Source organism: Pseudomonas sp. Van50, assembly GCF_055390755.1.
In genome coordinates, this window is record NZ_AP024343.1 from 649,559 (window position 1) to 661,073 (window position 11,515).

Annotated in this window: 9 protein-coding genes and 1 riboswitch; of the genes, 4 read left to right on the forward strand and 5 right to left on the reverse strand. The window is 63.8% G+C overall.

Translation table 11 applies throughout. From position 1 onward, the window contains the following. Positions 1–72 precede the first annotated feature (72 nt). On the forward strand, positions 73–1,494 hold the full coding sequence (hldE, locus tag ACZ5M5_RS02790) for a bifunctional D-glycero-beta-D-manno-heptose-7-phosphate kinase/D-glycero-beta-D-manno-heptose 1-phosphate adenylyltransferase HldE (RefSeq protein ID WP_072407151.1): 1,422 nt from the start codon (positions 73–75) through the stop codon (positions 1,492–1,494). A gap of 147 nt (positions 1,495–1,641) precedes the next feature. Here hldE and ACZ5M5_RS02795 read toward each other — a convergent pair whose 3' ends face one another. From ACZ5M5_RS02795 to ACZ5M5_RS02810, 4 genes are all read right to left on the reverse strand, one after another. Next, the gene (locus tag ACZ5M5_RS02795; RefSeq protein WP_060739454.1) at positions 1,642–2,607 is read right to left on the reverse strand and encodes a hypothetical protein; all 966 of its coding nucleotides are present in this window, start codon (positions 2,605–2,607) and stop codon (positions 1,642–1,644) included. 34 nt (positions 2,608–2,641) lie between these two features. Next, entirely contained in the window at positions 2,642–3,454 is an 813-nt protein-coding gene (locus ACZ5M5_RS02800) for an aldo/keto reductase (protein WP_060739453.1), read from the reverse strand. After that, positions 3,451–4,626, reverse strand: a complete 1,176-nt coding sequence (locus tag ACZ5M5_RS02805) for an NAD(P)/FAD-dependent oxidoreductase (protein ID WP_060739452.1) — start codon at positions 4,624–4,626, stop codon at positions 3,451–3,453. The genes ACZ5M5_RS02800 and ACZ5M5_RS02805 overlap by 4 nt, the downstream gene beginning before the upstream one ends. Positions 4,627–4,840: 214 nt before the next feature. Next, entirely contained in the window at positions 4,841–5,173 is a 333-nt protein-coding gene (locus tag ACZ5M5_RS02810) for a DMT family transporter (RefSeq protein WP_014336267.1), read from the reverse strand. A 103-nt stretch (positions 5,174–5,276) separates the two neighbouring features. Between ACZ5M5_RS02810 and ACZ5M5_RS02815 the strand changes: the two genes are divergently transcribed. Next, a complete protein-coding gene (locus ACZ5M5_RS02815) occupies positions 5,277–6,167 on the forward strand; it encodes a LysR family transcriptional regulator (protein WP_060739451.1) in 891 nt (296 codons plus the stop codon). Positions 6,168–6,189: 22 nt separating this feature from the next. Then, a complete protein-coding gene (gene waaA, locus ACZ5M5_RS02820; protein WP_464738557.1) occupies positions 6,190–7,464 on the forward strand; it encodes a lipid IV(A) 3-deoxy-D-manno-octulosonic acid transferase in 1,275 nt (424 codons plus the stop codon). A gap of 183 nt (positions 7,465–7,647) precedes the next feature. On the opposite strand, the gene ACZ5M5_RS02825 is transcribed toward waaA, so the two are convergent. Continuing rightward, the gene (locus ACZ5M5_RS02825) at positions 7,648–9,087 is read right to left on the reverse strand and encodes a TolC family outer membrane protein (protein ID WP_060739449.1); all 1,440 of its coding nucleotides are present in this window, start codon (positions 9,085–9,087) and stop codon (positions 7,648–7,650) included. Between the two features lie 154 nt (positions 9,088–9,241). Beyond that, positions 9,242–9,347: riboswitch (TPP riboswitch) on the forward strand. A gap of 175 nt (positions 9,348–9,522) precedes the next feature. Here ACZ5M5_RS02825 and thiC point away from each other — a divergent pair. Then, complete coding sequence (thiC, locus tag ACZ5M5_RS02830) at positions 9,523–11,412, forward strand: phosphomethylpyrimidine synthase ThiC (protein WP_464738558.1); 1,890 nt, start codon at positions 9,523–9,525, stop codon at positions 11,410–11,412. Positions 11,413–11,515 lie beyond the last annotated feature (103 nt).

Consider the following 11,515-nt stretch of genomic DNA (forward strand, 5'->3'; position numbering starts at 1 on the left):
CAGCCATGGACAAGCCTTCGCCAACCCTGTGCTAATATCGCGGCCCTGTTCATTTTGTATGTGGGATGCTCCATGAAGTTGTCCATGCCGCGATTCGATCAAGCCCCTGTATTGGTGGTCGGCGATGTCATGCTCGACCGCTACTGGCATGGCGGTACCTCACGGATTTCCCCTGAGGCGCCGGTACCGGTGGTCAAGGTCGAGCACATCGAGGATCGCCCCGGCGGTGCCGCCAACGTTGCCCTGAACATCGCTGCCCTCGGCGCACCGGCCTCCCTGGTGGGCGTGACCGGCGACGACGAGGCCGCCGACAGCCTGACCAACAGCCTCAAGGGCGCAGGCGTACGTGCGATATTCCAGCGCGTTGCGCACCAGCCGACCATCGTCAAGCTGCGCGTCATGAGCCGTCACCAGCAACTGCTGCGCATCGATTTCGAAGAACCTTTCGCCACCGACCCCCTGGCCCTCGGTGCCGAGGTCGACAACTTGCTCGAAGGCGTCAAGGTCCTGGTGTTGTCGGACTACGGCAAAGGCGCGCTGAAGAATCACCAGGCGCTGATCCAGGCCGCCCGTGCCCGTGGCATTCCGGTCCTGGCCGATCCCAAGGGCAAGGATTTTTCCATCTACCGTGGCGCCAGCCTGATCACGCCGAACCTCAGCGAATTCGAAACCATCGTCGGCGGTTGCGTCGATGAGCACGAACTGGTGAGCAAAGGCGCGCAACTGATGCAAGACCTCGACCTCGGCGCCCTGCTGGTGACCCGTGGCGAGCACGGCATGACCTTGCTGCGCCCCGGTCACCCTGCGTTACACCTGCCGGCCCGTGCCCGTGAAGTGTTCGACGTGACGGGTGCCGGCGACACCGTGATTTCCACGCTGGCCGCGGCGATCGCTGCCGGCGAGGAACTGCCCCATGCGGTCGCCCTGGCTAACCTGGCGGCGGGCATTGTCGTCGGCAAGCTCGGCACGGCAGCCATCAGCGCCCCCGAGCTGCGCCGCGCCATCCAGCGCGAGGAAGGCTCCGAGCGCGGCGTGCTGGGCCTGGAGCAACTGCTGCTGGCCGTTGATGACGCCCGTGCCCACAACGAGAGCATCGTCTTCACCAACGGTTGCTTCGACATCCTGCACGCCGGCCATGTGACCTACCTCGAGCAGGCCAGGGCCCAGGGGGATCGCCTGATCGTCGCGGTCAATGACGATGCCTCCGTGAGCCGTCTCAAAGGGCCGGGGCGCCCGATCAACAGCGTCGACCGGCGCATGGCGGTCCTGGCCGGCCTGGGCGCAGTGGACTGGGTGATCAGCTTCAGCGAGGGCACGCCGGAAAACCTGCTGCGCCAGGTGAAGCCGGATGTGCTGGTCAAGGGCGGTGACTACGGGATCGACCAGGTCGTCGGCGCGGACATCGTCGCGGCCTACGGCGGTACCGTGAAGGTGTTGGGGCTGGTGGAAAACAGCTCGACGACGGCGATTGTGGAGAAGATCCGCAACAACTGATGCGTCAGGCAAAGCGCAGAACCTGTGGGAGCGAGCTTGCTCGCGATAGCGGTGTGTCAGCCAAATCGAGGCTGAATGATCCAACGCCATCGCGAGCAAGCTCGCTCCCACAGGGCCCATTGTCCAGCCAGAAAATGGGCATCAGGCCTAACGAGCCACCTTGCGCGGCACGATCTTCTTGAGCAACTGCCGGGCCTTGCCCTTGAGCCGGGTCAGGCTCGACTCCTTGCCCGGTGGCGTCAGCCCTTGCTGGCGCAGCCAGTCCTTCCAGCGAATCCGCTCGTCACGCACCAGCCAGCCGTCCTGCCGGGCGAAACTTTCCGCCAGGTACAGCCCCCGGGTGCTGGCCGGGTACAGTTGATCCTTTTTCAAGGTATACAGCTCGGGCAAGGGCTGCCCATCCTGCAGCGGCATCAGGTACAGGTCCGGTCGCTTGCGGTCCAGGCGTGCCACCAACTGATCGCCTTCCAGGCGCTCATCGACGTGAAACAGGCTCAGGGACTTGGCTTCCTTGGGCACGTCCAGGCGCAAGTCATAGATCAATTGCAGGGATGCCGTCGGCAGGTGCACGTAGGCCCGTGGCCGTTCGATCAGTTGCAGGTTGGCGCTGCGCACCGGGCGGGCCGAGCCCGACAGGGGCGTCAGGCGAAACGGCAAGGCCTCGCGGTAGTGCAAGGCCGTGGCGTAGGGGGCTGGCAGCCAGGTGTCGTTGAAGCGCCCGCCCAGCCAGCCTTCAGGGGTTTCCAGCAGGCATTCTTCGGCGATCTCGCTGATGGCGGTGAGCAGCGGCAGGTTCAGTTCGTGGGCCGGGACGTAGCCGGAAATCAGCTTGAGCACCACGTCGCCGCGATCCTGCCGACGCTGGCGTACCAGTACCCAATAGTCGCGGTTCTGCCAATGCAGGGTCAGGCGCACCGAGACGCCCAGGTTCGCCAGCTCCAGGGAAAAACGCTCGGCATCGGCCACTGCGACAGGGCGGCGGCGCTGCAAGGTCTGGGCAAAATTCAGCGGCATCCCGACGCTCTGGTAAGTCAGGCCTTCGGGGGTCGCTTCGACGAACAGGGGCAGGGTCTTGAAGTTGCTGGGGTTCTTTCTGATGAGCGTACGCGGCATGTCGGCTCCTTCCTTCAGGCCGCGTAGGGCGGCGTCAGCGTTTACGCAGGACCGTGGCTACGGTCGCGACGTTGTGGGCGAGGTGCAGCGGATTGATGGTGCCGACAATAGCACTGGCGACCCCAGGATGCTCAAACAACAGTTCGAAACTGGCGCGAACCGGGTCTACCCCGGGGCTCAGGCAGGCGTGGCCGCTGGCCAGGGCCTTTTTCACCAGGATCGCTTTGCCGTGTTCGTTGGCGTAGTCAATGACCGTCTTTTCGCCTCGTTCGTTCAGATTGTAGGTGACCATCGCGCAATCGCCTTGCTCCAGGGCCTTCAAGCCGCCGTCGACGGTCTTGCCGGAAAAACCGAAGCCGCCGATCTTGCCTTCGCGCTTGAGCGCCGCCAGGGTCGGGTAGACCTCGCTGTCGTTGAGGATCGCCAGGTCGTTGCCGTCGGAGTGCACCAGGACCAGGTCGATGTAGTCGGTTTCCAGGCGCTTGAGGCTGCGTTCCACCGAGAATCGGGTATGGGCGGCACTGAAGTCGTGGCGTGACTGGCCGTCACTGAATTCTTCGCCGACCTTGCTGACAATCACCCAGTCGTGACGTTGGCCGCGCAACAGCGGGCCGAGGCGTTCTTCGCTGCGACCATAGGCCGGTGCGGTGTCGATCAGATTGATCCCCAGGTCGCGCGCGAGTTTGAGCAACATGCGCGCTTCGTCGTCATCGGGAATCTGAAAGCCGTTGGGGTATTTGACGCCCTGGTCGCGGCCCAGCTTGACGGTGCCCAGGCCCAGGGGGGAAACCCGCGGGCCGTCATGGCCCAGAGGGCGATAGAGGTCATGCAGGGTTGCTTGGCTCATGGCAGCAGTTGCTCCCAGGCAGGCACGCCCATGGGCGGCTTCGGCAGGTCCGGCAGCGGAGCCGGGTGACTGGGCTGGATGCCATCGCGTTGCAGCGCGTTGACCACCCGATCGGCGAAGTCCGGCGCCAGGGCCAGTTTGGTCGGCCAGCCCACCAGCAGGCGATCCTGCTCGGCGAGGAAGGCGTTGTCCGGGCGGGTCAGGCCCGACTGCAACGGTTCTGCGCGGTCAACCCGCAACGTGGCCCATTGCGCGGTGCTGAGGTCGATCCAGGGCAGCAATTGGCCCAGTTCTTTCTGCGCGACGGCGATCTGCTCGGCGGGGGCTCGGGCGATGGCATCGCCTTCGGCGAGGTCGCCCCCCAGGTACCAGACCCATTGGCCATTGGCGGCCGGGTGGGTGGTCACGGTGACGCGTGGCTTCGGCCCGCCGCCCAGGCAATGGGCGTAAAGCGGCTTGAGGCTCGGCCCCTTGGCCAGGACCATGTGCAACGGCCGGGTCTGCATGGCCGGTTTGTCCAGGCCCAGGGCTTTGAGCAGGTCAGCGGTGCCCGCGCCCGCGCTGAAGACAATGCGCTGGGCCCGAATCTCACGGTCGTCGACCCTCAGTCCGACCCATTCACCGGCTTCGCGCAGTGGCTCGATGCGCTGCCCGGCCAGCAGGCTGTCGCCAGCCAGTTCCGCCAGGCGCTCGATCAGGCTGGGAACATCCACCACCAGCTCGGCCAGGCGATAGACCTTGCCCTTGAAGCGCTTGTCTTGCAGGGCCGGCGGCAATTGGTCGCCCTTGACCTGGTCGACCCGTCCGCGCACGGCCTTGCTGGCAAAGAAACTGGTGAGGTTGCCGGCCAGGGTGCCTGGGGACCAGAGGTAATGGGCATCGGACAGCATGCGCACGCCGGACAGGTCCAGTTCACCGTCACCTTTCAGGGCTTCGCGCCAGCGGCGCGGCATGTCGGCGATGGCTTCCGAGGCCCCGGTCAGGGCGCCATGCAAGGCATACTTGGCGCCGCCATGGATGATGCCCTGGGATTTGACACTCTGCCCGCCACCGAGGCTGGCGCTTTCCACCAGCACGGTTGAAAACCCCAGGCGGCGCAAGCGCGCGTTCAGCCAGAGGCCGGCGACTCCGGCGCCGACAATCAGGATGTCGGTGGAAATAACGGATGGCATGCAGCGACCTCAGTGTTCAAGACAAGGGCGCAGTATACAGACTCGATAGGGATGGGATTTTGTTGGTGATCAATCGCGATGGCGATAAACCTGTGGCGAGGGAGCTTGCTCCCGCTTGGGTGCGAAGCGCCCACTAGAAATGGGACCGCTTCGCGATCCAGCGGGAGCAAGCTCCCTCGCCACAAAAGTATTCCAATTGATGATCAGTATGTTTTCAGTGCCCGGCGGTCTTGGAAAACAGCTGGATCACCACCACCCCCAACACAATCAGCGCCATCCCCAGCATCGCTGGCACGTCCAGTTTCTGTCCGTAGATGAACAGCGCCGCCACGCTGACCATGACGATCCCCAGTCCGGCCCAGACCGCATAGGCCACGCCCACCGGTACGGTGCGCACCACCAGCGTCAGCATCCAGAACGCGGTGCCGTAGCCGACGACGACCAGCAGTAAGGGCAGGGGTGTGCTCAGGCCCTTGATCGCTTTCATCGAAACAGTGGCGATCACTTCGGCGCAGATGGCGATGGCCAGGTAGTAGTAGGCGTTCATGGGCAGTTCCTCTTTGACGGTTGCGTCTTTCGATGGGGCCATTCTAGAGATCGCCCAGATGCGGTAAAGTCATTACCTATCTGTAATGGAGATAGGTTGAGCCATGAACGTACAGTGGAACCTGGAGCAATTGCGGCTGTTTGTCGGGGTCGCCGAGAAACGTTCGTTTTCCGCCGTGGCCCGGGACCAGCGCAAGGCGCAATCGGCCATCAGCAGCGCGATCGCCTTGCTGGAAGACGACTTGGGGGTGAGCCTGTTCGAGCGCAGCAGCGGCCGCCAGCCCAGGCTCACCGACGCGGGGGAAGCCCTGCTCGAAGAGGCGAGGGAGGTACTGCGCCAGTGCGAGCGCCTCAACGGTCGGGCCCTGGCCTTGATGCGCGGGCAGGAAGCGTCGCTGCGCCTGGCCCAGGATGAAGCCATGCCCTATCAACCGGTCATCGACAGTCTGGCGGCCCTGGCCGAGCAATTTCCCACCCTCGAAGTACAACTGGCCAGCGCCGCCCAGGGCGACGTGGCGCGCAAACTGGTGGAGCGGCGCGCCGACCTCGGCTTGCTGTTCTATCACGACCAGATCCCTGAGGCGTTGGAGCGCCGGGTACTGGGCAGCGTCGAAATGGTCACGGTGTGCGGCCGGGACCATCCCCTGGCGAACCATGGTTATGTGACCTGCCGGGAAATGGCCCGGCACCGCCAGTTGTTGATGGCGACCCAGTCCAGCGTCTATCCCGGCAGCGAGCAGGCCAGCCCGCAGGTCTGGCGGGCCGACAGTTTCTATGTGTTGGCCGAGTGGCTGAGGAGTGGCCTGGGCTGGGCCTGGCTGCCACGGCACGTGGTGCAGTACCCGGCGTACCTGGGGGACATGGTCGAACTCAGCAGCGAATGGACCCCGCCGGCCCTGGTGGTGGAACTGGTCTGGCGCCGTGACGAACCCCTGGGGCCGGCGGCCCGTTGGCTGGCGGAACGTTTTGCCGTGCAGTTGCAGGCGATCGGCTGAAAAACCGATAAACTCCGCCGCCATGAACAGAACTCTCTATAGCGCGTTGTTTTATCTGGGGCTGCCACTGGTAGCGATTCGGCTGTGGCTGCGGGCACGCAAGGCGCCGGCTTATGCCCGGCGCATCGGCGAGCGCTTTTCCTGGGGGCTGCCGACCCTGGTGCCTGGGGGGATCTGGGTCCACTCGGTGTCGGTGGGCGAGAGCATTGCCGCCGCGCCGATGATCCGCGCCTTGCTGCAACGTTATCCACAGTTGCCCATCACCGTCACCTGCATGACGCCCACCGGGTCGGAACGGATCCAGGCGATGTTCGCCAACGAGCCGCGCATCCAGCACTGTTATCTGCCTTACGACTTGCCCTGTGCCGCCAAGCGTTTTCTCGACCGGGTCCGCCCGGTCCTGGCGGTGATCATGGAAACCGAGCTGTGGCCCAATCACATTCACCAATGCGCCAGGCGCGGCATTCCGGTGGCCCTGGCCAACGCGCGGTTGTCGGAGCGCTCGGCCCGGGGTTATGCACGCTTTCCCAAGCTCACCCGGCCCATGCTCGCCGAGATGAGCCTGTTCGCCGTACAGACCGAAGCCGAAGCCGAGCGTTTTCGCCAGTTGGGCGCCCGGGCGGAAACCGTCGAGGTCACCGGCTCCATCAAGTTCGACCTGACCATCGACCCGCAACTGCTCGAAGACGCCAGCGCCTTGCGCCGCCAGTGGCAGGCAACCGAGCGCCCGGTGTGGATCGCCGCCAGCACCCATGAAGGTGAAGACGAAGTGGTACTCGCTGCTCACCGTCGGCTGCTCGACAGTTATCCCGATGCGTTGCTGATCCTGGTGCCGCGTCATCCCGAGCGCTTCGACTCAGTGCACCAGTTGTGTGAAAACGAAGGCCTGGTCACGGTGCGGCGCTCCAGCGGCCAGCCGGTTACCGCCCAGGCTTCGGTGCTGCTCGGCGACACCATGGGCGAACTGCTGTTTCTCTACGCGTTGGCCGACAGCGCGTTTGTCGGTGGCAGCCTGGTGCCCAACGGTGGGCACAACCTGCTCGAACCGGCGGCCCTGGCGAAACCGGTGCTCAGTGGGCCGCACCTGTTCAACTTCCTCGAAATCGCCGCGCAACTGCGTGCTGCCGGAGCGCTGGCGGAAGTGGAAGATGCCGAGAGCCTGGCCCTGGCGGTGCAGCGTCTGTTCGAACTGCCCCGCGACGCCCAGCGCATGGCCGAGGCAGGGCTGAAGGTGATGCGCACCAACCAGGGCGCGTTGCAGCGGTTGCTGGAGGGGTTGGGGCGGTTGCTCGGCTGAGTGGTGGGGCAAGGCCTGTGGGTGCAAAGTCTGTGGGAGCAAGGCTTGCCCGCGATGGATGCAACCCGGTCTTTGCTTAAACCGCAGTGCCTGCATCGCGAGCAAGCTTTGCTTCCACAGGCCTTGCTTCCCACAGTTCTACTTCAAAAGGCCTGACCCTACAGCCATGCTCCTACAGGTTTTTCACTGCGCCGGCCGCGAGCGCAACTGCTGTGCCGCTGCCTGGGCCAGGTCCGGCGGCAGGAAGTCGCGGTCGGGGTTGTAGTCGGGCTTGAGGTAGCGCGACAGGTCCTGCAGGTCCGCCGGGCTCAGCGTCCCGGCCGCTTGCTTCAGGCGCAGGTTGTCGAGGATGTAGTCGTAGCGGGCGTTGTTGTAGTTTCGCACCGAGGTGTACAGCTGCCGCTGGGCATCGAGCACATCGACGATGTTGCGTGTGCCCACCTGGTAGCCGATTTCCGTGGCTTCCACTGCGCTCTGGTTGGAGATGATCGACTGGCGCCGGGCCTGGACCTGCTCCACGTCCGTGTTGACCGCACGGTGCAGGTTACGGGTGTTTTCCACCACCTGCCGGCGCAGGCCTTCGCGTTGCTGTTCGGTCTGGGTGAGCTGCGAGTACGACTCGCGCACTTGGGAACTGGTCAGCCCGCCGCTGTAGATCGGGATACTCAATTGCAAACCGATGGTGCGTTGCTCGGCATCACCGCCATAGCGCTGCCCGGTCGGGCTCGGGTTGGTGAAGCCGAGGCCGTCGTTGTCGCCTTTCTTGTACTGGGCGATCGCATCGAGGGTCGGCGCATGACCGGCCTTGCGTTGGCGCAGGGTGTCTTCGGCGGCATCAACGGCGTAGTTGCTGGCCAGCAGGTTCAGGTTCTGCTTGGCCGCCGTGTCGACCCAGGCCTTGGCATCGTTCGGTGCCGGCGGCAGGATCGGCAGGGTGTGGACGATGCCCTGGAGCGAGTTGTACTGGCGGTTGGTCAGGGTGATCAAGGCTTCGAAGGCGTCGTCGACCTGACGCTGGGCAAGGATCCGGTTGGCCCGCGCCGTATCGTAGCTGGCCTGGGATTGCAGCACGTCGGTCTTGTCCGACAGGCCCACGTCGAAGCGCTCGTTGGACTGGTCGAGCTGGCGCTTGAACGCCGCTTCCTCAGCCTTGGTCGAGGCCAGGTTGTCCTGGCTGCGCAGTACATTGAAGTAGCTCTCGGCGCTTTGCAGGATCATGTTCTGTTCGGTGGCCGACAGTTGCAGCGAGGCTTGTTCGTTGACGGACTTGGCCGCCTGCAGTTGGAACCAGCGGTCGGCACGGAAAATCGGTTGGGACAGCGTGGCCTGGTAGACCGTGGAGCTGCGGGTAGCGGTCATTGCCGGCTGGTCGAGCTCGGTACGGGTGTTGTTCAGGTCGGCGCCGGCCGAAAGGTTGGGCAACAACCCGGCACGCGCCTGGGGCACCACTTCCTTCTGGACGCCGTATTGGGCACGGGCGGCGGCCAGGTCGGCGTTGTTGTCCACCGCTTCCTGATACACGCTCACCAGATCGGTTTTGGTGGTCAGGGGCGCTTCGGCAGCCCAGGCCATTCCGTTGGACGCACAAGACACGGCGAGGGCCAGTGAAAGTTTGCGCAGCATGAGGCGATCCCTACTTCTCGAATGTTTGCGCACAAGAGGCGCGGCGTAGCGAGTGTAGTTGCGCGCAGGCACGGCAACAATCCTGTATATGCGCCATTCATCACGGCTTTTACCCGAGTGATGGCGTTCTGTGGTGGTTGTGTCTAGACTGGCCGGGTTCTTGTCGGGGTGCCTTGCTATGAGGCTGAGATCGAATAATTTCGGATCCCGTTGAACCTGATCAGGTTAACGCCTGCGTAGGGAACAAGATTTCTCGTCACCCGGCGAGTCCTCTTGTGCTTCGTCCGGGATGTTGTTCGACCATCGACTTTCGATCTTCGAGCATCCTCGAACAGCAAGCACAGCGTCCGCACTTTCGTGCAGGGACGTGTCCATTCGCTACAGGTTCGCTCCGACAAAAATCCACTGCCTGGATGTGTGTCTGGAGAGCCCGTGATGACGACAAAAGCAAAAAACGCGACCAACCTCAGCGATTCGGCCAAGGTCGATGAGCAATCGGTCCAGCCCTTTACCCGCTCGCAAAAAATCTATGTCCAGGGCAGCCGCCCGGATATTCGTGTGCCCATGCGCGAAATCAGCCTCGACGTGACCCCCACCGACTTCGGCGGCGAGATCAACGCGCCAGTGGTGGTGTACGACACCTCGGGCCCGTACACCGACCCGAACGTGATCATCGACGTGCGCAAAGGCCTGGCCGACGTGCGTTCTTCGTGGATCGAAACCCGTGGCGACACCGAGCGCCTGGCGGGCCTGAGTTCCAACTTCGGCCAGGAACGCCTGGCCGACCCCGAGCTGACCAAGCTGCGCTTCGCCCACGTGAACAACCCGCGTCGGGCCAAGCCCGGCGCCAACGTCAGCCAGATGCACTATGCGCGCAAAGGCATCATCACCGCCGAGATGGAATACGTCGCCATCCGCGAAAACATGAAGCTGGAAGTCGCCCGCGCCGCCGGCCTGCTGGACCAGCAACACGCCGGCCACAGCTTCGGCGCCAGCGTGCCGAAAGTCATCACCCCGGAATTCGTGCGCGATGAAATCGCCCGTGGCCGCGCGATCATCCCGGCCAACATCAACCACACCGAACTGGAACCGATGATCATCGGCCGTAACTTCCTGGTGAAGATCAACGGCAACATCGGCAACAGCGCCCTGGGTTCGTCCATCGAAGAAGAAGTGGCGAAGCTGACCTGGGGCATCCGCTGGGGTTCGGACACGGTCATGGACCTGTCCACCGGCAAGCACATCCATGAAACCCGCGAGTGGATCATCCGCAACTCGCCGGTGCCGATCGGGACCGTGCCGATCTACCAGGCCCTGGAAAAAGTCGGCGGCGTGGCCGAAGACCTGACCTGGGAGCTGTTCCGCGACACGCTGATCGAGCAGGCCGAGCAGGGCGTCGACTACTTCACCATCCACGCCGGCGTGTTACTGCGCTATGTGCCGATGACCGCCAAGCGCGTCACCGGGATCGTCAGCCGTGGCGGTTCGATCATGGCCAAGTGGTGCCTGGCGCACCATAAAGAAAACTTCCTCTACACCCACTTCGAAGACATCTGCGAAATCATGAAGGCCTACGACGTCAGCTTCTCGCTGGGCGATGGCCTGCGTCCGGGCTCGATTGCCGACGCCAACGACGAAGCGCAGTTCGGCGAGCTGGAAACCCTCGGCGAGCTGACCAAGATCGCCTGGAAGCACGATGTGCAATGCATGATCGAAGGCCCTGGCCACGTGCCGATGCAGTTGATCAAGGAGAACATGGACAAGCAGCTCGAGTGCTGCGACGAGGCGCCGTTCTACACCCTCGGCCCACTGACCACCGACATCGCGCCGGGCTACGACCACATCACCTCCGGTATCGGTGCGGCGATGATCGGCTGGTTCGGTTGCGCCATGCTCTGCTACGTCACACCGAAGGAACACCTCGGCTTGCCGAACAAGGATGACGTGAAGACCGGGATCATCACCTACAAGATCGCCGCCCACGCGGCCGACCTTGCCAAGGGCCACCCGGGCGCGCAGATCCGTGACAACGCCTTGAGCAAGGCGCGTTTCGAGTTCCGCTGGGAAGACCAGTTCAACCTCGGCCTGGACCCGGACACTGCCCGTTCGTACCACGACGAAACCCTGCCGAAGGACTCGGCCAAGGTGGCGCATTTCTGTTCGATGTGCGGGCCGAAATTCTGCTCGATGAAAATCACCCAGGAAGTGCGCGAGTACGCGGCCAACCAGCGCATTGAAGCGGTGGATGTCGACGTTGCCCAAGGTTTGGCGGAGCAGGCTGAGCGGTTCAAGCAGGAAGGTAGTCAGCTTTACAAGAAAGTGTGATGTGAGCCGAGGGGGCGGTGTTTTCACTGCCCTCATCGCGAGCAAGCTCGCTCCCACAGGGGATCTACTGTGGACACAAAAAACTGTGTGCACCTGTGATCCC